This window comes from Blastococcus sp. SYSU D00669 (genome assembly GCF_054050715.1).
In genome coordinates this window covers 125,344-147,011 of record NZ_JBJGZV010000005.1, presented here as the reverse complement: position 1 = coordinate 147,011, position 21,668 = coordinate 125,344, and the positions used below count along the sequence as shown (strand labels likewise).

The 21,668-nt window shown below is 73.8% G+C and carries 18 protein-coding genes and 1 riboswitch; of the genes, 8 read left to right on the top strand and 10 right to left on the bottom strand.

The annotated features are described in order from the left end of the window. Window positions 1-224: 224 nt before the first annotated feature. Together ACI8AF_RS06130 and ACI8AF_RS06125 are read left to right on the top strand one after the other, a co-directional pair. Complete coding sequence (locus ACI8AF_RS06130) at window positions 225-1,058, top strand: GmrSD restriction endonuclease domain-containing protein (RefSeq protein WP_456538793.1); 834 nt, start codon at window positions 225-227, stop codon at window positions 1,056-1,058. A gap of 22 nt (window positions 1,059-1,080) precedes the next feature. Further along, window positions 1,081-2,037, top strand: coding sequence for a D-2-hydroxyacid dehydrogenase family protein (locus ACI8AF_RS06125; RefSeq protein WP_456538792.1), 957 nt, complete (start codon window positions 1,081-1,083; stop codon window positions 2,035-2,037). A gap of 22 nt (window positions 2,038-2,059) precedes the next feature. Here ACI8AF_RS06125 and ACI8AF_RS06120 read toward each other — a convergent pair whose 3' ends face one another. The 5 genes from ACI8AF_RS06120 to ACI8AF_RS06100 all read right to left on the bottom strand — a co-directional run bounded on the left by ACI8AF_RS06120 (window position 2,060) and on the right by ACI8AF_RS06100 (window position 6,981). Then, window positions 2,060-2,644: a hypothetical protein gene (locus ACI8AF_RS06120; protein WP_456538791.1), complete on the bottom strand. Its 585-nt coding sequence runs from the start codon at window positions 2,642-2,644 to the stop codon at window positions 2,060-2,062. A gap of 300 nt (window positions 2,645-2,944) precedes the next feature. Continuing rightward, window positions 2,945-4,414: an aldehyde dehydrogenase gene (locus ACI8AF_RS06115; protein ID WP_456538790.1), complete on the bottom strand. Its 1,470-nt coding sequence runs from the start codon at window positions 4,412-4,414 to the stop codon at window positions 2,945-2,947. Between the two features lie 10 nt (window positions 4,415-4,424). Next, on the bottom strand, window positions 4,425-4,874 hold the full coding sequence (locus ACI8AF_RS06110) for a zinc ribbon domain-containing protein (RefSeq protein ID WP_456538789.1): 450 nt from the start codon (window positions 4,872-4,874) through the stop codon (window positions 4,425-4,427). 5 nt (window positions 4,875-4,879) lie between these two features. Next, complete coding sequence (locus tag ACI8AF_RS06105; RefSeq protein WP_456538788.1) at window positions 4,880-6,169, bottom strand: hydroxyacid-oxoacid transhydrogenase; 1,290 nt, start codon at window positions 6,167-6,169, stop codon at window positions 4,880-4,882. Continuing rightward, window positions 6,166-6,981 carry an N-acyl homoserine lactonase family protein gene (locus ACI8AF_RS06100; RefSeq protein WP_456538787.1) on the bottom strand — a complete coding sequence of 272 codons (816 nt, stop codon included), beginning with the start codon at window positions 6,979-6,981 and terminating at the stop codon, window positions 6,166-6,168. Before ACI8AF_RS06100 ends, ACI8AF_RS06105 begins: the two co-directional genes overlap by 4 nt. A gap of 306 nt (window positions 6,982-7,287) precedes the next feature. Here ACI8AF_RS06100 and ACI8AF_RS06095 point away from each other — a divergent pair, with 306 nt between their 5' ends. The 4 genes from ACI8AF_RS06095 (at window position 7,288) to ACI8AF_RS06080 (ending at window position 13,133) form a co-directional block, all read left to right on the top strand. After that, a complete protein-coding gene (locus ACI8AF_RS06095; protein ID WP_456538786.1) occupies window positions 7,288-9,615 on the top strand; it encodes a transketolase-like TK C-terminal-containing protein in 2,328 nt (775 codons plus the stop codon). A gap of 29 nt (window positions 9,616-9,644) precedes the next feature. Continuing rightward, window positions 9,645-10,448 (top strand): DUF427 domain-containing protein, encoded by an 804-nt coding sequence (locus ACI8AF_RS06090; RefSeq protein WP_456538785.1) that lies wholly within the window; start codon window positions 9,645-9,647, stop codon window positions 10,446-10,448. A 23-nt stretch (window positions 10,449-10,471) separates the two neighbouring features. Then, window positions 10,472-12,157: a CocE/NonD family hydrolase gene (locus tag ACI8AF_RS06085; RefSeq protein ID WP_456538784.1), complete on the top strand. Its 1,686-nt coding sequence runs from the start codon at window positions 10,472-10,474 to the stop codon at window positions 12,155-12,157. Window positions 12,158-12,308: 151 nt separating this feature from the next. Further along, window positions 12,309-13,133, top strand: a complete 825-nt coding sequence (locus ACI8AF_RS06080) for an MBL fold metallo-hydrolase (protein ID WP_456538783.1) — start codon at window positions 12,309-12,311, stop codon at window positions 13,131-13,133. Window positions 13,134-13,140: 7 nt separating this feature from the next. Here the strand turns inward: ACI8AF_RS06080 and ACI8AF_RS06075 are convergent, their stop codons facing one another. Together ACI8AF_RS06075 and ACI8AF_RS06070 are read right to left on the bottom strand one after the other, a co-directional pair. Beyond that, a complete protein-coding gene (locus ACI8AF_RS06075; protein ID WP_456538782.1) occupies window positions 13,141-14,661 on the bottom strand; it encodes a lytic transglycosylase domain-containing protein in 1,521 nt (506 codons plus the stop codon). Window positions 14,662-14,847: 186 nt separating this feature from the next. After that, window positions 14,848-15,357: a C40 family peptidase gene (locus ACI8AF_RS06070; RefSeq protein ID WP_456538781.1), complete on the bottom strand. Its 510-nt coding sequence runs from the start codon at window positions 15,355-15,357 to the stop codon at window positions 14,848-14,850. 35 nt (window positions 15,358-15,392) lie between these two features. After that, a riboswitch (cyclic di-AMP (ydaO/yuaA leader) is annotated at window positions 15,393-15,482 on the bottom strand. Window positions 15,483-15,812: 330 nt separating this feature from the next. Between ACI8AF_RS06070 and ACI8AF_RS06065 the strand changes: the two genes are divergently transcribed. Further along, window positions 15,813-16,007, top strand: a complete 195-nt coding sequence (locus ACI8AF_RS06065) for a hypothetical protein (RefSeq protein WP_456538780.1) — start codon at window positions 15,813-15,815, stop codon at window positions 16,005-16,007. On the opposite strand, the gene ACI8AF_RS06060 is transcribed toward ACI8AF_RS06065, so the two are convergent. Both ACI8AF_RS06060 and ACI8AF_RS06055 read right to left on the bottom strand, forming a co-directional pair. Further along, window positions 16,004-16,912 carry a protein-tyrosine phosphatase family protein gene (locus tag ACI8AF_RS06060; RefSeq protein ID WP_456538779.1) on the bottom strand — a complete coding sequence of 303 codons (909 nt, stop codon included), beginning with the start codon at window positions 16,910-16,912 and terminating at the stop codon, window positions 16,004-16,006. The two genes, ACI8AF_RS06065 and ACI8AF_RS06060, sit on opposite strands and share 4 nt — an antisense overlap. Window positions 16,913-16,927: 15 nt before the next feature. Continuing rightward, window positions 16,928-17,653, bottom strand: coding sequence for an alpha/beta hydrolase family protein (locus ACI8AF_RS06055; RefSeq protein ID WP_456538778.1), 726 nt, complete (start codon window positions 17,651-17,653; stop codon window positions 16,928-16,930). 673 nt (window positions 17,654-18,326) lie between these two features. Here ACI8AF_RS06055 and ACI8AF_RS06050 point away from each other — a divergent pair. After that, window positions 18,327-21,035 (top strand): MGH1-like glycoside hydrolase domain-containing protein, encoded by a 2,709-nt coding sequence (locus tag ACI8AF_RS06050; protein WP_456538777.1) that lies wholly within the window; start codon window positions 18,327-18,329, stop codon window positions 21,033-21,035. A 64-nt stretch (window positions 21,036-21,099) separates the two neighbouring features. On the opposite strand, the gene ACI8AF_RS06045 is transcribed toward ACI8AF_RS06050, so the two are convergent. Further along, a complete protein-coding gene (locus ACI8AF_RS06045; RefSeq protein ID WP_456538776.1) occupies window positions 21,100-21,645 on the bottom strand; it encodes a hypothetical protein in 546 nt (181 codons plus the stop codon). Between the last annotated feature and the right edge of the window lie 23 nt (window positions 21,646-21,668).

Genomic DNA, 21,668 nt, shown 5'->3' with positions numbered 1-21,668 from the left:
TCGCGGCGTCGATCCCGTGCGGTTCGGGCGGCAGCCTCCGGCCCCGGGGTGGCTGCGCCTAGCGGCGCGGTCACCCACCCCTCCGGTCCCGCCGTCCTCTCGGCCCCCAGGTGTCGCGTCGGTACGACGTGCGGCCGGTCGGATCAGGTATCGAGGTGGGGGTGCACCCCCGAGAGCGCGGCCCCCTGAGACCGCTGACAGCTTGGCCCGCCGGCGTCGCCGCCGTGCTGCTGCTCGGTGGCTGTGCCGTCGTCGCGCCGTCCTCTCCGGCGAGCGACGCGTCGAGCGCGCCGTCGGCGGCCGCCGCGGACGACACGGCGGCGAGCCCGGCGGCCGCCTCGGGGACCGCGCTCGAGGCGCTCGCCACGATCGAGGTCAAGGGGCGAGCCCCGCGCACCGGGTACGACCGCGACCAGTTCGGCGCCGCCTGGGCCGACACCGACCGGAACGGCTGCGACACCCGCAACGACATCCTGGCCCGCGACCTGGCCGACGAGACGTACCGGCCGGGCACCCACGACTGCGTCGTCCTGACCGGCACGCTGCACGACCCCTACTCGGGCGAGACCCTCGCCTTCCAGCGCGGGGAGGGGACGAGCGAGGCGGTGCAGATCGACCACGTCGTCGCCCTGTCCGACGCGTGGCAGAAGGGCGCCCAGCAGTGGACGCCGGAGGTGCGCACGGCGTTCGCCAACGACCCGCTGAACCTCCTGGCCGTCGACGGGCCGCTCAACCAGCAGAAGGGGGACGGCGACGCGGCCACCTGGCTGCCGCCGAACCGCTCCTACCGGTGCGACTACGTGGCCCGGCAGGTGGCCGTGAAGGTCACGTACGGGCTCTGGATGACCGCCGCCGAGCACGAGGCGATCGGCCGCGTGCTGGGCGACTGCCCGGACGAGCCGCTGCCGGTCGGCGGTGCGGCTTCGCCCAGCTCGGCGGACGTGGCGTACGCGAACTGCGACCACGTCCGCGCGGCGGGCGCCGCCCCGATCCGCCCGGGCGACCCCGGCTGGCGCGAGGAGTTCGACGGCAACGGCGACGGGGTCGGCTGCGAGTAGGCCGCGGGTGTAGACCCGTCGCGTGCACCGGATCGCCGTCCTCGACGACTACCAGTCCGCCGCTGCGAGCTACGCCGACTGGTCGCGGCTGCCCGAGCCGGCCGAGGTGGTCGAGTTCCACGACCACGTCGACGACCGGGAGGCGCTGGTCCGGCGGCTGCAGCCGTTCGACGTCGTCGTCGCGATGCGGGAGCGGACGCCGTTCCCGCGTGCTCTGCTCGAGCGGCTGCCGAACCTCCGGCTGCTCGTGACGACCGGCGCGCGCAACGCGTCGATCGACGTCGCGGCCGCCGCCGAGCTCGGCGTCACCGTGTGCGGCACCGGCGCGCACCCGTCGGGGACGGCGGAGCTCACGTGGGCGCTGATCCTCGCCGTCGCCCGGCACGTCCCGCAGGAGGACGCCTCGGTCCGCGCCGGCGGGTGGCAGCAGACCGTCGGCCTCGATCTGGCCGGCGGCACGCTGGGGGTGATCGGCCTCGGGCGGCTCGGATCGCGGGTGGCGCAGATCGGCCAGGCGTTCGGCATGGACGTCGTCGCGTGGAGCCAGAACCTGACGCCGGAGCGCGCCGCCGAGGTGGGCGTGCGGCGGGCGTCTTCGAAGGAGGAGCTCCTCACGGGTGCGGACGTCGTCACGATCCACCTGCAGCTCTCGGACCGGACCCACGGGCTGATCGGCCGGCCCGAGCTGTCGCTGATGAAGCCGACGGCGATCCTGGTCAACACCAGCCGCGGGCCGATCGTCGACGAGCAGGCGCTGGTCGAGGCGTTGCGCGGCGGCGCGATCCACGGCGCGGGGCTCGACGTCTTCGACCAGGAGCCATTGCCGCGCCACCACCCGCTGCGGGAGCTGCGGCGCGTCGTCCTCACCCCCCACCTCGGCTACGTCACCGGCCGCGGCTACGAGGTCTTCTACCGCGAGGCCGTCGAGGACGTCGCCGCCTGGCTCGCGGGTACGCCGACTCGACTGATCCCGCAGTGATCGAGCGGCGGAAACCGCGAGGTCAGTCCTGCCGCCACACGGTCAGCGAGGCGGTCACCGTGGGGTCGCTCCGCGAGCCCTCTACCGACGAGACGACCACCAGGGCTACGTGACCGTTGCGGGAGAGGACGCACGCCCGGTCGCCGACGGCGGCCGGGACTTCGTCCACGGGCTGGGTCGACGTCAGCCGGTAGCAGTCGCTCGCCGTCGGATCGGTGGTACCGGTCCAGCGAGCGAGCCGGGAACCGCCCGACATGTGCAGTGCTGCCCGGCCATCCGCGGTGAGCGAGTGGGCGTTCAGGTCGGTCGTCAGCCCCGGGGACAGCACCTCCGGAGGGTTCATGTCGAAGTCGAGGCGCACGATGTTCACCGTGCCCGGCCCCCACTGCAGGGCCCACGGATCGACGGCCGTGGTCGGGCTCGCGGGAGCGTCCGGCCGGACCGGGGGAGCGGTCTGCTCACTCATCCCGTCCGTGGAGGCGGGCTGCGCCGTGTACGTGTCCACGGAGGTGCTGCCCGGCGCGCCGTCCCCGCCGCCGACGAGCGCAGCCGTGGTGATCCCGCCGGCTACGGCGGACACCACGGCGCCGACGACTCCGACCACCATGGGGTGCTGCTTGAGCGAACCGCTGACCTTGCTCGTGCTCTGATCCCCGCCCGGCGAACTGCCCGGACGGGTCATCGTGTCGCTGCTTCCGTGCACCGGTTCCCCCTCGACCGACTGGCGCCTCGACGACGGTAGGTCGGGTGGAGGGCACTTCCTGGGTGACCGCCGCTGCAGGGGTGGCGGGAGCGCGCGTATGTGACGAAACAGTTCTGTTGGGAGCGCGCTCAGCGTCGATCATCGGCAGGTGGCTGGTCGCCACGCCGGAGGGGGCAGCCAGCTGCCGATGATCAACGACGGAGGTCAGCCGAGCTGGAAGGGGTCGCGGGTGCCGCCGGTGAGCTCCACCCACACCGACTTGGTCTCGGTGTACTCGTCCACCGCGGACATGCCGTTCTCCCGGCCCACGCCCGAGAGCCCGAACCCGCCGAACGGCATGTTGGGCGCCACCACGCGGTAGGCGTTGATCCACACCGTCCCGGCCCGCAGCTTCGCCGCCACCCGGTGCGCCCGGTGCACGTCCTTGGTCCACACCGACCCGGCCAGCCCGTACGGGGTGTCGTTGGCCAGCTTCAGCGCCTCGTCCTCGTCGGTGAACGTCAGCGCCGCGAGCACCGGCCCGAACACCTCCTCCCGCACGATCGTCGTCCCCGGCGACACCCCGGTGACCACGGTCGGCTCCACGAACAGCCCGCCCAGCGACGACGGCGCCCCGCCGCACGCGAAGGAAGCCCCCTCGGCGGCCGCTCCGCTCAGGTAGCCCAGCACCTTCTCGTACTGCGGCTGGTTCGCCACCGGCCCCATCTCCGTCGCGGGGTCGGTCGGGTCGCCCAGCTTGATCGTCCGCGCCCGCTCGGCGATGCGGTCGACCAAGGTGTCGTGGACCTCGGCGTGCACGATCAGCCGCGACCCCGCCATGCACGTCTGCCCGGTCGCCGCGAAGACCCCCGCCACCAGCCCGTTCGCCGCGGCGTCGAGGTCGGCGTCGGGGAACACGATCTGCGGGCTCTTCCCGCCCAGCTCCAGCGTCACCCGGTTGACGTTCGCCGCAGCCGACTGCGCCACCCGCACCCCGGTCGCCGTCGACCCGGTGAACGCCACCTTGTCCACGCCCGGGTGCCCGGCCAGCCGCTCCCCGGTCGACCGGTCCCAGCCGGTCACCACGTTCAGCACCCCCGCCGGCAGCCCGGCCGAGAACAGCACCTCCGCCAGCGCCACGGTCGACGCCGGCGAGTGCTCCGACGGCTTGGCCACGACCGTGCACCCCGCGGCCAGGGCCGGCGCCAGCTTCCAGGTGAGCAGCAGCAGTGGCGAGTTCCACGGGGTGATCGCCCCGACCACCCCGACCGGCTCACGCCGCGTGTAGCCGAAGTAGTTCGGGTTCACCGGCGGGATCGTGCGGCCCTCGAGCTTGTCGGCCAGCCCCGAGAAGTAGAAGAACCACTGCGGGATCGCCTGCAGCTGCCCCCGCATCTCCCGCAAGAGCTTCCCCGAGTCACGGACCTCCAGCAGCGCCAGCCGCTCCGCGTTGTCGGCCACCGCCTCCGCGCACGCGCGCAGCACCGCTGCCCGCTGGAACCCGGTCAGCCCGCCCCACTCGCCGTCGAACGCCGCCCGCGCCGAGCCGACCGCGGCGTCCACGTCCTCCGGGCCGCCGTCGGCCAGCCGCGCCCACGGCTGCCCGGTGTACGGGTTCACCGACTCGAACGTCCGCCCCGACAGCGCGTCGACACCCTTCCCGTCGATGAACAGCCGGAACTCCTCGAGCGCCATCGCCGTCCCCCTAGGTCGTCGTCCCCGTTCCGTCGTGCGCGTGCGCGTGGCCCCCGTGCGTGTGGCCCCCGTGGGTGTGGCCCCCGTGCGTGTGGCCGTGCGCATGCCCCGGCACCGGGTCACCCGCCCGCAGCGGCGCCCCGTGGTAGCGGCCCTCGTGCGCGATGATCGGCCGGCGGTCCCCGGCCAGCTCCGGGTACTTCTCCTCGAGCTTCTGCCGCGCACCCCAGTCCCGGCGCAGCTGCCCGAGGTACTCCCGGTCGCCCTCGTAGGTGCCGCGCCAGGTCTGCGGCATGAGCTCCATCGGCCGGCCGGCGTCGGCCGACCCGCCCAGCGTCACCCGCGACGGCACCTTGACCGCGTCGGCGCCGCAGGGGCAGACCGCGTCGGCCCCGGACGACAGGGACGCCATCGCCTCGAAGCGGTGACCCGCCGTGCAGCGGTAGTCGTAGAGCGGCATCGCCGTCACCAGTTGGAGATCGACTTGGCGAAGATGTCGGCGATCGCGTCCTCGTCCACCGGACGCGGGCAGGTCGCCAGCAGCCGCTGCTGCTTCATCGTCCCCGGCACCAGGTCGGGGATGTCGGCCTCGGTGTAGCCCACCGCCCCGATGCCGTTCGGGATCCCGATGTCGCGCATCAGCTCGGTCAGCACCGTCGGCAGCTGCTCGTGCGGGTCGTTGAGCGTGTCCCGGTCGGGCGCCATCAGCGCCGCCGCCTTGAGGTGCCGCTCCGGCGCGGACTCGAAGCTGAACCGGAACGCCTCCGGCGCCGTCAGCGACACCGACATGCCGTGCGGCACCATCGGCTCGTCCTGCGGGTAGCCCGGCGGCCGGTAGTCCTTGACCATGCCGGCGATCGGGTAGGCGTTGGCGTGCGGGATGTGCACCCCGGAGTTGCCGAAACCCATGCCCGCGAACGTCGCCGCCGCCATCATGTCCGACCGCGCCTGCAGGTCGTCGCCCTGGTGCACGGCCTTGCGGAACGACCGCGCCAGCAGCGTCATCGACTTCTCGCACCACAGGTCCGAGACCGGGTTCGACCCGCAGTAGGTCACCCGCTCCTCGGCCTTCTTCCGGTCGAAGCTCTCGTACCAGCGGGCGGTGTAGCTCTCCAGCGCATGGCAGACGATGTCCATCCCCGCCGACGCGGTCACCTCCGGCGGCAGCGACAGCGACAGCAGCGGGTCGACGACGGCCAGCGTCGGGCGCAGCCGCCAGTGGCTGATTCCCGTCTTCACCTTCATCGAGAGGATGTCGAGCACGCACATCGCGGTGCTCTCCGACCCGGTCCCGGCCGTCGTGGGGACGGCGATCAGCGGCTTGAGCTGCCCCTTCGGCGCGCGGGCCTGGCCGATCGGCTTGTTGATGTAGTCCATGAGCTCACCGCCGTCGGTGGTGAGCAGGTTGACCGCCTTGGCGGTGTCGATCGCCGACCCGCCGCCGACGGCGACGAACCCGTCCCACGGCCCCTGCGCCCGCGCGTAGCTGGCCGCCTTGTCCATGCTCTCGTCGGTCGGCTCGACGTGGACGCCGTCGAAGATCTCCGAGCGGATGCCGTACTTGGTGAGCGAGTCGGCGATCCGCTGCGGCAGCCCGGCGGAGTGCACGTTCGCGTCGGTGATGATCAGCACCCGCTCGACGCCGTACTGCGAGATGTCGAAGCCGATCTCGTCCACCGCGCCCGGACCGAACTTCAGCGGTGTCGCGCCCCAGGTGAAGATCGTCTCCTCGGTGCGCCCGGTGTCCTCGCTCATCGGTAGCTGCCCTCCGGCGCCGTCCGCAGCTCGTGGATCTGCTGCGCGTCGTGGCCGAAGACGACCGTCGCGTCGGTCTCCTCGGCGATGCCGCGGATCTTCTCCACCGAGCTGTAGAACTGCTCGAGGTTGTTCACGATCGCCGCGGGCACGGTCGGCGGGCCGTAGCTGGCGCCCATGTAGACGGCGTCGGCGGTGAAGATCATGGTGCCGGTCTCGGGCAGGTCCACCCGCATCGACATGCTGCCCGGCGTGTGCCCCGGGGTCTGGATGAACGAGACGCCCGGCAGGAAGTCCTGCGTGTCACCCGAGACGGTCTCGAAGGTCAGCCCCTCGTAGTCGGCCTTGAGGTGCGCGCCGTTGAACGGGCCGTCGAAGGCGTGGCACCACTCGAGCTCCTTGTCGCTGCAGACCAGCTTCGCGTTCGTGTCCTTGAACATCTGCGCGTTGCCCGCGTGGTCGAAGTGCAGGTGCGAGAAGACGACGTAGTCGAGGTCGCCGGGGCCGAGGCCCAGCTGCTTCAGGCGCGAGTCGAGGTACTCGTCCTCGGAGACCTTGTCGTAGGGGAAGAACTCCTGCAGGCCGGTCGGCGCCCAGCGCTCCTCCCAGTCCCGCGGGCAGGAGGTGTCCCACAGCAGCCGGCCGTCGGGGGTGTCGACGAGGACGCAGTGCGTGGGGCAGTCGATCCACTCGGCCGGTTGGTCCTTCGTCGTCCTCGTCCGCATCGCCCGGCCGGGGGCCAGGAGCAGCCAGGTGAGGTCGGTGCTCATCGCGCCGCACGGCAGGATGCTGACGGTCGTTCCCGTGGCCATGGCTGCTCCCTCGTTGGAGGCGGTGGGTGGGGGCGCTACCGACGACCGGGCCGCGCACCTCCCTGTCCACGGCGGCGGGCCCGGGAGCGGAGCACGCCTCGCACCTTTCGCCTGGTCTGATCGCGGTGTCAAGCGGGACGGTTGCACCGACGTTGCACCCCGCTCGGCTCGGTCGCCGAGAAGGCACTCCGTGCCCGCATTGCCGGCGTGCCCGCGCGTGTCACGTGCACGGACTGCCTTCTCGGCCGCGGCGGCCGGGGCGGAGACTGGCGGACGACGCAGCGTCGCGGACCGAGGAGCGAGCACATGAGCCTGACGGCGGCCCGGGCCGGGACCACCACCGACGACGTCCTCCGGCAGATCGAGCAGCGCGTGCTGTGGCTCGCCACGGCGATCGTCGACCACGCCAACCGCGTCCGGCCGAACCCGACCGGCCTCAAGGTCGGCGGCCACCAGGCCTCCAGCGCCTCGATGGTCACGATCATGACGTCGCTGTGGCTCGAGCAGCTGCGCGCCGACGACCGGGTCAGCGTTAAGCCGCACGCCTCGCCGGTGCTGCACGCGCTGGAGTACCTGCTCGGCCAGCTGGACCGGCAGTACCTGACCAGCCTGCGGGAGTTCGGCGGCCTGCAGTCCTACCCGTCGCGGCTCAAGGACCCGGTGCCGGCCGACTACTCGACCGGGTCGGTCGGCATCGGCGCGACGGCGCCGATCTGGGGCGCCATCGCCCGCCGGTACGTCAACACCCAGCTCGGCGCCGGCGGCACCGGCCGGCAGTGGTCGCTGGTCGGGGACGCCGAGCTCGACGAGGGCGCCGTCTGGGAGGCGGTGCTCGACCCGATGGTGGCCGAGCTCGGCGAGGTCAACTGGATCGTCGACTTCAACCGGCAGTCGCTGGACCGCGTCGTCCCCACCATGGGCACGAACCGGCTGCAGGGCATGTTCACCGCCGCCGGCTGGCAGGTGCTCACCGTCAAGTACGGCCGGCTGCTCGAGGAGCTGTTCACCCGCCCCGGCGGCGCCGCCCTGCGCGACCGGATCGACGCCATGTCCAACCCCGAGTACCAGCGCATGCTGCGGCGCACCGCCGAGGAGGTCCGCGCGCACCTGCCCGGCGACGGTCCCGGCGCCGCCGACATCGCCGCGCTCATCGCCGACGTCCCGGACGACGACCTCGTCGCCGCCGTTCGCAACCTCGGCGGGCACGACCTCTCCGCGCTGCGCGAGGCGTTCGCGCAGATCGACGACACCCGGCCGACCGTCGTCATCGCCTACACGCTCAAGGGCTACGGGCTGGCGATCGAGGGCCATCCGCAGAACCACTCCGCGCTGCTCACCGAGGACCAGCTCAAGGCGCTGGCCGGCGACCTCGGCGTCGACCCGGCCGACCCGTGGGCCGGGTTCGACCCCTCCAGCGATGCCGGGCAGCTGCTCGCCGAGGTGGCCGCGCGGCTCACCCGCGTGCCACCGGTCGCGGTGGAGGCACCCGAGGTGCCGACCGACCTCGGCCGGACGCCGCACGGGGTCGGGACGACGCAGGCCGCGCTCGGCCGCACGCTGCTCGACCTCAACCGCGCCGCGCCCGACGTCGGCCACCGCGTGGTGACCGTGAGCCCCGACGTCTCGAGCTCGACCAACCTCGGTGGCTGGGTGAACAAGGTGGGCGTCTGGTCCCACGAGGCGCGGCAGGACTGGTTCGCCGACGACGCCGAGACGATCCTGCACTGGCGCGAGAAGCCCTCGGGCCAGCACATCGAGCTCGGCATCGCCGAGACCAACCTGGTCGGCGCGATCGGCGAGCTCGGCGCCACCTGGTCACGGTGGGGGCAGCCGCTGCTGCCGATCGGCGTCCTCTACGACCCGTTCGTCGAGCGGGCCCTGGAGCCGTGGTCGTTCGGCATCTACGCCGGCGGTCAGTCGATCCTGGTGGGGACGCCGTCGGGCGTGACGCTGGCGCCGGAGGGCGGGGCGCACCAGTCGATCAAGACGCCCTCGATCGGGCTGGAGCAGCCGGGCTGCGTCTCCTACGAGCCCGCGTTCGCGCAGGACACCGAGTGGTGCCTGCTCGCGGCGCTCGGCCGACTCGGGAAGCCGGGCGGCTCGTCGGCGTACCTGCGGCTGTCGACCCGGCCGGTGGACCAGTCGCTGGCGCGGATCCCGGAGGATCCGGCCGCCCGCGAGCGGCGCCGGAAGCAGGTGGTCGCCGGGGCCTGCCCCCGCTGGAGCGACCACGACGTGTCCGACCCCGGGGTCACGCTCGTCGCCATGGGCGCGGTGGTGCCGGAAGCGCTGGCCGCCGCCGAGCGGCTGGAACGGCTCGGCTTCGCCGCCGACGTGGTCATCGTGACCTCGCCCGGGCTGCTGTTCCGGGCGCTGCAGGCCCGGCGCGGGCTGGACGACGGACCGACCTGGATCCTCGACGCCGCGTTCCCCGCCGACCGGGCGCGGCCGATGGTCACCGTCCTCGACGGCCACCCGCACACGCTCGCCTTCCTCGCCGGCGTGCGGAACGTGCCCGCCGCGCACCTGGGCGTGACGCAGTTCGGGCAGAGCGGCGACCTGGCGGCGGTGCACCGGCTGCACGGCCTGGACACCGAGACGATCGTCGGCGCCGCGCTGGACCTCGTGGACTGAGGGGCCCGGCGGGAGGAGCCTGACCGGGCATGAGCGCCCCTCCGAGCGACCTGGGCGAGCGGCTCGCCGCGCTGGCCGGCATGCGTCCCTGGTGGCCGCTGGTCGAGCCGTCCCCCCGGTGGGTCCGCGTCCGCCTCGGCGGCGAGCTGGTGGCCGACTCCCGCCGCGCGCTGCTGCACGTCCAGTACGGGCCGGGGGAGGTGCCGCGCAGCTTCCTGCCGACCTACTACCTGCCGCCGGAGGACGTCGCGCCCGGCGTGCTGGTCGACCGGCGCGACGACGGCGGGCTCACCACCTGGACGGTGCAGGCCGGCGGGCAGCGGGCCGAGGACGCCGCGTGGGCGCACCGGGAGCCACCCGCACCGCTGGCGGCGCTGCGCGACCTGGTCACCTTCTCCTGGGGCGGCGGCCTGACCTGGTTCGAGGAGGACGAGCCGCTGCTGGCCCACGCCCGCGACCCGCACAAGCGCGTCGACGTCGTCCCGAGCTCGCGGCACGTGCGCGTCGAGGTGGACGGCACGCTGCTGGCCCAGAGCCGCCGTCCCCTGCTGCTGTTCGAGACGTCCCTGCCCACCCGCTACTACCTGCCGCGCGACGACGTCCGGGTCGAGCTGTGGCGCAGTCCCACCCGGACGACCTGCCCGTACAAGGGCGTGGCCAGCTGGTGGTCGGTGCGCGTGGGGGACCGGGAGCTCGACGACGTCGCGTGGAGCTATCCGACGCCGGTGCCCGAGAACCCGCGGATCGCCGGGCTGATCTGCTTCCGCAACGAGCACGTCGACCTCGTCGTCGACGGCGAGCGGCTGGAGCGGCCGATCACCCCCTGGTCCTGACGGCCTGGTTATCGTCGGCGCTCGTGCCGGAGCTCGACCGCCTCGTCCCCGCCGCCGGGGAGCCGCTGACCCGTCCCGCCCGCTTCGTCGCGCGCACCCTCGACCGGCGCTGGCAGCTGCCGCCGGCGACCAGTGGCATCCGGGTGGTGCTCGACGTCGCCGTCCCGGTGCGCGACGGCGCCGTCCTGCGGGCCGACGTCTACCTCCCCGACACCGACGGGCCGCACCCCACGGTGCTGCTGCGCTCGCCGTACGGCCGCACCGGTCAGCTGGCCACCAGCATGGCGACGCCGTACGCCGCCCGCGGCTACGCGGTGCTGCTGCAGAGCGTCCGCGGCACGTTCGGTTCGGGCGGGGAGTTCGAGCCGGTGGTCAACGAGGAGCACGACGGGCACGACACCGTCGCCTGGCTGCGCGAGCAGCCGTGGTTCGACGGCCGGCTGGCCACCCTCGGTCCCAGCTACCTCGCCTACACGCAGTGGGCTCTGGCGCTCGACCCGCCGCCGGAGCTCCGGGCGATGGTGCTGCACATCGGCCCGCACGACCTGGCCCAGGCCGGCATGCTCGACGGCGTCCCGCAGCTGCTCAACCTCGCCGTCTGGACCGAGCTCATCGCCCACCAGGAGCGGGTCGGCACGGTGCGCGGGATGGTCCGGCTGATGACGGCGGAGCGGCGGCTGGCCCCGCACCTGCGGGTGCTGCCGATCGAGGGCCTGGCGCAGCGGTTCGGCGGCAACCCGGCGCCCTGGTTCGACGAGTGGATCGACCACTTCGACCCGGCCGACCCGTACTGGGACCGCTACCGCGCCACCCCGGCCGTGCACTCCTCGACCGTGCCGGCGCTGCTCGTCGGCGGCTGGCAGGACTGGTTCCTCGAGCAGACGCTCTACCAGTACGCCGTCCTGCGCGACCGCGGCGTCGACGTCGCCATGACGATCGGACCGTGGGCGCACCTGACGCTCGACGCCCGGGTGGCGACCCGGGAGAGCCTCGCCTGGCTGCAGACCCACCTCCCGGTGGAGGAGGCTCCGGCGCCTGAGCGGCCCCGCGTGCGGGTCTACGTGACCGGCGAGAACCGCTGGCGCGAGCTGCCCGACTGGCCGCCGGCGTCCGAGGACCGCACCTGGTACCTGGCCCCGGCGGGCGGGCTCACCGACGCCGCGCCGACCCAGCCCGGCGCGGGCACGTTCGTCAGCTACGACCCGATGGACCCGACGCCGTCGGTCGGCGGGCGGGTGCTCGCGCGGGGCGCCGGCCGCCGCGACAACCGCCGGCTGGAGGCGCGGCCCGACGTCCGCACGTTCACCACCGCGCCGCTGGAGGAGCCGGTCGAGCTGCTCGGCGGCGCGACCGTGCGGCTGTTCCTGTCGTCGGACAACCCGTACTCCGACGTCTTCGTGCGGCTGTGCGACGTCGACCCGCGCGGCCGGTCGGTCAACGTCACCGACCGGCTGGTGCGGCTGAACTCCGACGACGGGGCTCTCGAGCGCACCCTCGACGTGACGCTGCCCGACACGGCGCACCGCTTCCTCGCCGGGCACCGGGTGCGGCTGCAGGTCTCCGGCGGCGCGCACCCGCGCTACGCCCGCAACCTCGGCACCGGCGAGCCGATCGGCCGGGCCACCGAGGGCCGGCCGGTCACTCACCGCATCGGCCACGACGTCGCCTCGCCGTCCTCGCTCACGCTGCCGGTCGGGCGACGATCATGACGTTCGGGAAGCGACATGCCGGCGGACGGCGGCGCGTCGCTTCCCGAACTCCATGATCGCGGCGAACGGTGCGGGTCAGGGTCGAAGGGCCGTGTCCCAGGCGGCGGCACGGTCCTAGCTTCGGCGGCCATCCAACACCTGGAGGTCCGCCATGGACGAGCCGTACCAGGGCGCCGACGACGTCCACGTCCTCCCCGCCAACCTGACCCTGCCCGGCATGGGCGTGCTGCCGATCAACGCCTACCTGCTGATGGCCGAGCAGCCGGTCCTCATCGACACCGGGCTGGCGATCGACGACGAGGACTTCGTCGCCGCGCTCACCTCGATCGTCGACCCGCGCGACATCCGCTGGGTGTGGCTGACCCACGACGACGCCGACCACACCGGCAACCTTCAGCGGGTCATGGAACTGGCGCCGAACGCCACCCTGGTCACGCACGGGTTCGCCGCGCTCCGGATGTCGACGTGGTGGCCGGTTCCCCTGGACCGCGTGCACGCCATCCGTCCTGGCGACGAGATCTCCGCCGGGGACCGCACCCTCACCGCCGTCTCGCCGCCGCTGTTCGACAACCCCATGTCGATCGGCGTGCTCGACCGGTCGACCGGCGCGCTGTTCAGCGTCGACGCCTTCGGCGCGATCCTCCCCGAGGCGACGCAGCACATCTCCGACGTGCCGCCCGAGGCCCTGGCCGGCGGCATGCTCGGCTGGGCGACGTCGGACTCGCCGTGGGCGCACCTGGTCGACCGCGTGCGCTTCGACGAGGTCCTCGGCCGGGTCCGCACCCTGGCGCCGTCGCGGATCTTCTCCTCGCACCTGCCGGCCGCGAGCGGCACGTCGCTGGAGGACTTCCTCGCCGTCCTCGAGCGGGTGCCGGACGCCGAACCGGACGTGCCGCCGGACTCCGAGCAGTTCACGCAGATGGTCGAGGCGATGACCGAGCTGCAGCGCCGGGGCGAGCCGGTCCCGACGTCCTGACCAGCGGTCAGCAGGTCGGCGCGGGCAGCCCGGTGAAGGCCCGCAGCGCCGTCAGGAACGGCTCCAGCCCGTCCGCACCGAGGACGACGGTGACGTGCTCGACCTCGCCGGGCTGCAGCCGGTCGGTCGCCTCGAGCGCGGCCGCCAGCTGCTCGGCCCTCTCCTGCTCCGCGGCCGGGTAGGTGAGGGCGGTCGGCGCCGGCGCGGCGGTCGTGACCGTGCCGACGACCAGCCCGGCCGCGGTGAGCAGCTGCGTCGTCTCGTCGCGCACGGCCGGGTCGCCGGTGGTGTCGACGACGTCGACGGTCAGCGGCTCGGGCACCGGACACGTCGGGGTGGGGGTGGGCGTGGGGGACGGCGTCGGTGTGGGAGTCGGCGTCGGTGTGGGAGTCGGCGTCGGGCTCGGCGTGGGTGTCTCCGACGGGGTCGGAGTGGGAGTGGGGGACGGGGTCGGCGTGGGTGTCTCCGACGGGGTCGGAGTGGGAATGGGGGACGGGGTCGGAGTCGGTGTCTCCGTGGGCGTGGGAGTCGGCGTGGGCGTCGGCGCAGGGTCGGCCGGCGCCGCGACGACCGGCGGCTCCTCGACCGGAGCCGCGACGACCGGTGGCTCCTCGACCGGCGCTGCGACGACCGGCGGTTCCTCGACCGGTGGCTCTTCCACGGCCGGTGGGGGAGCGACCGAGGCCGGCGGGAGCGGCGCCGGTGGCGGCTCCGTCGTCGGCAGGACCGGCGGCTCGCTGCCGGCGTAGGCGGCGGCCAGACCGAGCACCTTCGCCACGTAGGCGTCGGAGTGGTTGTAGGCGAACACCGCCCTGACCCGGCCCTCGGTCGACGTCAGGTCGCCGCCCGTCCGGCACAGGTACGCCGCGGCCGCGGCGGCCGCGTCGAAGATGTTGAACGGGTCCTCGGTGCCGTCGCCGTTGCCGTCGCGGCCGTACAGCGCCCACGTCGACGGGATGAACTGCATCGGCCCGACCGCGCGGTCGAGGGTGGCGTCGCCGTCGAACCGGCCGCCGTCGGTGTCGCGGATCAGCGCGACGCCGACCCCGTCGAGCGCGATGCCGACGATCGGCGGCGACGACAGCCCGTCGGTGTGCAGCTCGGCCCCGGCGAAGCGGCCGTGGTTGGACTCCACCCGCCCGATCGCGGCCAGCAGCGTCCAGTCGATGGTGCACGGGGCGCCCGCCGCGGCCTGCCGGTAGGCGTCGAGGGCGGTCGACGGTATGCCGCTGCCCGCCAGCGTCGAGGCGGTCAGGACGACGTCCTGCGGCGCCGGCTCCTCGGCGGCCACGACCGGCTCGGGTGCGGGGGTCGGCGTGGCCGCGACCGAGGTGCTGGTGGTCGAGCTGCTGGGAGCCGAGGTGCTCGTGGCGACCGCGGTCTCCCGCGACGCGGTCAGGTAGGCGGAGTCGGCCGGTGCCGGGGGAGCCGCAGGAGCCGCTGCGGGCGCGAGCCCCTGGGGGAGCGCGATCAGCGCGGCCACGGTCAGCCCGGCGGTCAGCACCGCCGACGCGTGCCGCACTCCCACGGGCTGCCCCTACCGCCGTCACCGGACCTGGCGGTTCCACTGAACCGCGCCCCTCCCGCCCCGCGGAAGGGGTGTCCGCGCGACGAGCGGGTGAACGGGGGTGAAAACGAGGCCGTCGATCATCGGCGGGTGGCTGCCCGGCACGCGGGGACGGGCAGCCACCCGCCGATGATCACCGGAGGGGCGTCAGACGATCCGGCGGGCGGTGTTGTAGCCCGGCACCGAGTCGACGTCCACGACGCTGACCGGCTTGCCGTAGGTGGACGAGTGCACCATCTGCCCGTTGCCGATGTAGATGCCGACGTGGCTGACCGGGCTGTAGAAGAACACCAGGTCACCGGGCTGCAGGTTGGCCCGGTCGACCGGGGCCCCCAGCGTCGACTGGGTGCGCGACGAGTGCGGCAGGCTCACCCCGGCGGCCGCGTAGGCGTACTGGACCAGGCCGGAGCAGTCGAACGAGCTCGGCCCCGCGCCGCCCCAGGCGTAGGGCTTGCCCTGCTGGGCGAGCGCGGTGTCGACCGCAGTCTGCGCAGCGGCGTTGGGTGCGGCGACCGCGGCCGCGGTGGCAGTGGGTGCGGCCGGGGCCGCGGTGTTGGCCGAGGCGACGCCCGGGGTGAGGACGAGCCCCGCCGCAGCGGCGACGGCGAGGGCGGGACCGGTGAGACGGCGTGCGAGAGACGTGTGTGCAGTCGTCATCGACGACGGGTTCTCCTTGTTCTCCGTGGCCGCCTACCGGGTTAGCTGACGGGTTCGGGCGGGAGAACCTGCCCGGCGCGACGTCGTCGTCGCGCTTCACCCCATGACTGCGGTGGGTCCCCGGCCCGGGTGCCGGCGCGCGGCCGGCCGCCCGGTTCGGCGGCGTCCGAGCGGGTGTCCCCACGGTCTCGGGGACCGGTGCGGCCCGGTCGGACGCGACGACGCTAGGAAGATCGCGGAGGACGTGGCAAAGCGGGGTCGACGGTGTGCCCGGCGTCGTCCTGCCACCCGACACGCCTGCCCGACCACCGGCGACGCGGGAAGTCGGCCCGGAGACGCCCGGGAAAAGCGCAGGTCGGACGATCTCGGCCACGTCCGCGTGGCCGCACGCGGTGTAGGCGATCACTGCCGGAGGGGCACCGTTTGGGGCCTGGCCGGCCGGGCACCGAAGCGTCATGACCCAGGGACCGCAGGGTGGCACCCGCAACGAGGACCAGGAGCAGGTGTCCGCCGCACCCGAGCAGTCGCCGCGCGCCGCGCAGGGCCCGATGTCGGGCGACGTCACCCGGGTGCCGGGCGACCAGGACGTCGAGGAAGGCGCCGACGCCAAGGCGCCGGGCATCTCCGACGCCACCGGCCCGACGGGTTAGCGCATCCGCTCCAGGGCGGTCGTGAAGCTGGCGTTCCACAGCCCGAGGTACGGCCAGCGGGACGCCACCCGCGCCGTCGCCTCGTCGGCCGAGAGGCCCTCGGTGCGGCGCAGCCACGCGCGCAGCACCAGCCCGGTCCGTGACGCCCCGCCGTGGCAGTGCACCAGCAGCCGCCGGCCCTCGGCGCGCAGCGCGGCCATGTCGGCCAGCACGTCCTCGAGGACGACGTCCAACTCGGTGTTGAACTCGTCGTCGGCCAGGTAGGCCATCCGCTGAACCTGGTGCCCGAAGGGCCGACCCACGCGGCACAGCGAGATCACCGCGAAGTCGGGATCGCTGGACCGGGCGCCGTCGAGGTTGCCCGCCCAGATGCCCGGCAGCACCTCGCGCGGGCCGATCCGGGGCAGCACCCCGCCCTCGAACGGCCGCGGCTCCCGCCCGTCGAGCACCGGCGCCAGGTCCAGCAGCTCGTCCAGGCCGACCGGCCGGCCGTCGACCACGCCGTGCACCACCGACGACGACCAGCGCATCGGGATCCCGGCCATCCCGAACACCGCGCCGGCCAGCCCCCCCGCCGCCACCGCGTCCCCGCGGGCGTCGATCACCTGCCGCAGCACCCCGGCGAAGTCGGCGCCGGGCAGCGGCACCGGCTCCCCGCCCAGCGCCCGGCAGAGCTCCTCGGGCACCGCCGGCGGCCGCCGCGCCAGCAGCGCCTCGAACGCCGACGTCAGCCGCCCGGGCGGATCGCCGCCCATCTCCGTCCGCGACCCGCGCACCGGCACGGGGAACCGCCGCGAGAACTCACCGGCCGGCGCGCCCGCGAACGGGGCGGCCAGCGCGTCCCCGACCGCCGCGCCCACCAGTGCACCGGCCACGCGGTGCGACCGGTGCATCGGCGGCGTCACGGCCGCGACGGTACGTCAGCCGGCGGCCGGCACCTGCTCGTCGAGCCAGTCGAGGACCCGCTCGCCGCGCAGCCCGGTCGCGGCCGGCTCGCAGTGGCCGTCGGCCCCCTCGGCGGAGGTGAACGGCAGGAGCTGCGCCCGGGCGCCGACCCCCCGCGCCATGCGCGCCGACTGCCCCGGCCAGAACTGCTCGTGCTCCGGGTCGGTCACCAGCAGCGGGCACCCGACCGCCGCCAGCTGCTCGTCGGTCAGCGCGTACCGCCGCATCGCGGTGAAGAAATCGAAGTACGAGGTCACGCCGTAGGGCCGCATCCGCCACCGCAGCGTCGTGCGGGTCGCCCCGGACAGCTTCAGCCCCAGCTCCACCTCCTTGTCGAACTTCTCCCCCTCGCCGGCGTCCAGCAGCTTGACGAGGAAGTGCGGCAGCTGCTCGGCCGAGTACGTCGAGACGTCGACGACGCCGGGATCAGCCACCGCCGCGGCGACCCGGTGCTCGAAGGCCACCGCCCGCGGCACCCAGTAGCCGCCCTGGCTGACGCCGACGACCGCGATCCGGGCCGGGTCGACGTCCGGCCGCTCGAGCAGCCGGTCGACGACCGGGGTGAGCACGTGCTCCCAGTCGGGCCGGAACGGGAGACCCTGCCGCACCAGCGCCGCGTTCTGCCCCGGGCCGTCGTAGGTGAGCACGTTCCAGCCACGCGCCAGCGCGTCGACCGCGCACCGCGACCAGGCGCCGACCACCGAGCCGTCGCTGCCGTTGGTGTGGACCAGCGTCCGCCGCGGCTCGTCGGCCGCGCCCGACCGGAAGAAGTAGCCGCGCAGCGTGGTGCCCTCGTAGGGGACCGCGACCGGCTCGACGTCGACGTCGGTCAGCTCGACCCACCCGTCCCACGCCTAGCGGTGCCGCTCCCACAGCTCGGCGAAGCTGCCCGTGGCGTCGGCCTTCTCGCGACGCCGCGGCGTAGTAGTTGGCCGCCCGCAGCCAGCGGGCGGCGGCCGACTGCCGGTGGCCCGCCGCCCCGGCCTCCCGGGCCAGCCCCGCGACCCGCTCGGCGGTCGCGGTCCACTCCCGGACCCAGCCCGTCGCGTCGCCGTCGTGGATGCGGTCGACGGTGGTCAGCACCTCGCCCACGTCGGCCGCGCGCGAGTACGTCCCGCCCAGCACGTTCTCGACGGCGAACTGGAAGTCGGAGTGCTTGAAGAAGGTGTGCACCGAAGGCCCTCTCGCGTGCCCGTCCGGGCCCACGGACGCGGGCGCGGCCCCCGCTCGGCGTTGCCGGACCCATGCGTACTGCAACCCGCGGGTGCCGGGGAAGGGGCCGACCGCCGGACCCGCGAGTCCCACCCGGCCCTGGTGGCCCGTCCGTGACCCCGTCGACCACGGAGCGCTTCCCACCCGTGGCACCGTGGGGTCGTGTCCACCGCAGTACCCGGCGACCGGGACCGACCGGTCGGGGCCCCGCCCCGCACCGCCGAGCACGCGCGGCTGGCCGAGTCCGCCGACATGGCCGCGCCCTGGCGCCAGTGGGGTCCGTACCTCGCCGGCCGCCAGTGGGGCACCGTCCGCGAGGACTACTCCGAGGACGGCGACGCCTGGGGCCACTTCCCGTTCGACCACGCGCACGCCCGCGCCTACCGCTGGGGCGAGGACGGCCTCGGCGGCATCTGCGACCGCTGGGGCTTCCTCAACTTCTCCGTCGCGCTGTGGAACGGCCGGGACCCGATCCTGAAGGAGCGGCTCTTCGGCCTGACCAACGCCGAGGGCAACCACGGCGAGGACGCCAAGGAGTACTGGTGGGCCGTCGACGGCACGCCCACGCACTCCTGGATGCAGTGGCTCTACCGCTACCCCCAGGCGGAGTTCCCCTACCGGCAGCTGCGCGAGGAGAACGCCAAGCGCTCCCGCCTCGAGCGCGAGTACGAGCTGGCCGACACCGGCGTCCTCGACGAGGACCGGTTCTTCGACGTCCAGGTCACCTACGCCAAGCACGCGCCGGACGACGTCTGCATCGTCGTCTCGGCCACCAACCACGGCCCCGACCCCGCGCCGCTGCACCTGCTGCCGCAGGTCTGGTTCCGCAACACCTGGTCGTGGGGCCGCGAGCACCGGCAGGGCACCATCACCCAGCTGCTCGCCCCGACGCTCACCGCGAGCGGGCTGGAGGCCGTCGAGGCCGAGCACGGCTACCTCGGCCGGTACGTGCTCGCCGCCGAGGGCGCGCCCATGGTGCTGTGCTGCGACAACGAGACCGACGCCGTCGCGCTGTTCGGTGCCGAGCGCAACGCCAGCCGGTACCCGAAGGACGGGATCGACCGCTGCGTCGTCCACGGCGACCGGTCGGCGGTCAGCCCGTCGGACTCCGGCACCAAGGCCGCCTTCTGGTACCGGTGGGACGCCGTCGCGCCGGGGGAGACCGTCGAGGTCCGGCTGCGGCTGCGCCGGCAGGACCCGGACGACGACGTGTTCGGCGACGGCTTCGAGGAGGTGCTGGCCACCCGCAGGGCCGAGGCCGACGACTTCTACGCGCACGTCATCCACGAGGGCGTCTCCGCCGAGGACCGGCACGTGGCCCGCCGCGCCTACGCCGGCCTGCTGTGGACCAAGCAGCTCTACCGGCTCGACGTCTCCCAGTGGCTGGACGGCGACCCCGGGTCGCCGGCGCCGGAGTCGCGCCGCAGGCGCGGCCGGCGCAACACCGGCTGGCGGCACCTCGCCCTCGCCGACGTCATCTCCATGCCGGACGAGTGGGAGTACCCCTGGTTCGCCGCGTGGGACACCGCCTTCCACTGCATCCCCCTGGCGCACGTCGACCCCGACTTCGCCAAGGAGCAGCTGGTCCTGATGTGCCGCGAGTGGGCCATGCACCCCAACGGCCAGCTGCCGGCCTACGAGTGGGCGTTCGGCGACGTCAACCCGCCGGTGCACGCCTGGGCCGCGTGGCACGTCTACCGGATCGACGGCTACCGCGACCAGCAGTTCCTCATCCGGGTGTTCACCAAGCTGCTGATGAACTTCTCCTGGTGGGTCAACCGCAAGGACGCCGACGGCTCGAACGTCTTCGAGGGCGGCTTCCTCGGCATGGACAACATCGCGCTGTTCGACCGGTCGGCCCCGCTGCCGCCCGGCTACCGGCTGGAGCAGTCGGACGCGACCAGCTGGATGGCGTTCTACTGCCAGCAGATGTTCAAGATCGCCCTGGAGCTGTCCCGGTTCGACCAGGCGTGGGACGGGACGGCGACCAAGTTCTTCGAGCACTTCCTCTCCATCGCGCAGGCCATGAACACCTTCGGCTCGCACGAGGTGTCGCTGTGGCACGAGCAGGACGGCTTCTTCTACGACGTCCTCGTCGCGCCCGACGGCCGGGCGCAGCCGCTGCGGATCCGCTCGATGGTGGGTCTGCTGCCGATCCTCGGCGTCACGGAGGTGCCCGGCTGGATCGCCCGCGACGCCCCCGACCTGGCCAACCAGCTGCGCTGGCTGCAGCGCCGCCGGCCGCACCTGATCGGCCCGCTGCGCAGCCGGTCGGCGCCCGAGGGTCGCAAGATGGTGCTGTCGCTGGTCAGCCGCGAGCGGCTGCAGCGGATCCTGGAGCGGATGTTCGACCCGGAGGAGTTCCTCTCGCCCTACGGGATCCGCTCGCTGTCCAAGGCCACCGGTCAGGTGGTCGCCCGGCTCGGCGACCGCGAGTTCGGCATCGAGTACGAGCCGGGGGAGTCGCGCACCGGCCTGTTCGGCGGCAACTCCAACTGGCGCGGACCGGTCTGGTTCCCGGTCAACGTGCTGCTCGCCGACAAGCTGCGCACGCTGGGCCGCTTCTACGGCGACGACTTCACCATCGAGATCCCGACCGGCTCGGGCAACCGCTGCACCCTGGTCGACGCCGCCGACCTGATCGACAACTCGCTGACCGCGCTGTTCCGGCCGGTCGAGGGCAAGCGCCCGGCCGACGGCAAGCGGATCGAGGCCGGCGACTCCCCGCTGTGGCGCGCGCACCCCACCTTCAGCGAGTACTTCGACGGCGACACCGGCGAGGGCCTGGGGGCGACGCACCAGACCGGCTGGACCGCGCTGGTGGCCCACCTGCTCAACCCCCGGCTGCCCCCCGACCCGCGCTTCTCCTAGCGTCGCTGACCCGTGCGGAGCGGCGCTCGCCGTGCACGTCGGACGCATCGAGCAGCCGGTGCGGTCACGGGCTCAGCGGGCCGCCGGGTCCTTGGAGAGCGAGCACATGGGCGGCGAGCACCGCAGCGGTCTCGTGGTGGCCGGTACGCGGGAGCAGCCGCTCCCAGTCCCCGGCCGGCGCGTGTTCCCGGTAGCGCTGGTGCTTGTCGACCCGGACGTCGCGGGCTCGGCCGTCGGTCGTGGCGATGTGCAGGTACCAGGTGTCGAAGCTCTCGCCGCCCTCGAAGTGCCGGACGTAGACCTCGGCGATCGAGGCCACGTCGATCGCCGTCCACCCACGCAGCCCGCTGGGGACCAGGAACTGCGACGGGGTCAACCTGAGGCGCACGTTGCCGAGCCGGAAGGTCTCGACCGTCCACCGCCCCGGGAACCACACCACGGGCAGCGAGACGAGCAACGTCCACCACAGCCCGGCCACGACCAGCCACACGCCGATGGTCGCGAGGAAGAGGGTGGTCAACCCCAGCATTCCCCCCTCGAACCACGAACTCCGCCGCGGCGCGATGCTCATGACGACTGCGTCGCCGGGGCGCACCGGGGCCGATGGCATGCTGTGGAGTGTGATGCAGGGCA

Coding starts and splice junctions, on each gene's coding strand:
- ACI8AF_RS06105 (WP_456538788.1), bottom strand. CDS start 6,169: ATGAGCGAGGACACCGGGCGCACCGAGGAGACGATCTTCACCTGGGGC.
- ACI8AF_RS06100 (WP_456538787.1), bottom strand. CDS start 6,981: ATGGCCACGGGAACGACCGTCAGCATCCTGCCGTGCGGCGCGATGAGC.
- ACI8AF_RS06045 (WP_456538776.1), bottom strand. CDS start 21,645: ATGCCATCGGCCCCGGTGCGCCCCGGCGACGCAGTCGTCATGAGCATC.
- ACI8AF_RS06070 (WP_456538781.1), bottom strand. CDS start 15,357: ATGACGACTGCACACACGTCTCTCGCACGCCGTCTCACCGGTCCCGCC.
- ACI8AF_RS06090 (WP_456538785.1), top strand. CDS start 9,645: ATGAGCGCCCCTCCGAGCGACCTGGGCGAGCGGCTCGCCGCGCTGGCC.
- ACI8AF_RS06095 (WP_456538786.1), top strand. CDS start 7,288: ATGAGCCTGACGGCGGCCCGGGCCGGGACCACCACCGACGACGTCCTC.
- ACI8AF_RS06115 (WP_456538790.1), bottom strand. CDS start 4,414: ATGGCGCTCGAGGAGTTCCGGCTGTTCATCGACGGGAAGGGTGTCGAC.
- ACI8AF_RS06080 (WP_456538783.1), top strand. CDS start 12,309: ATGGACGAGCCGTACCAGGGCGCCGACGACGTCCACGTCCTCCCCGCC.
- ACI8AF_RS06110 (WP_456538789.1), bottom strand. CDS start 4,874: ATGCCGCTCTACGACTACCGCTGCACGGCGGGTCACCGCTTCGAGGCG.
- ACI8AF_RS06120 (WP_456538791.1), bottom strand. CDS start 2,644: ATGGTGGTCGGAGTCGTCGGCGCCGTGGTGTCCGCCGTAGCCGGCGGG.
- ACI8AF_RS06065 (WP_456538780.1), top strand. CDS start 15,813: ATGACCCAGGGACCGCAGGGTGGCACCCGCAACGAGGACCAGGAGCAG.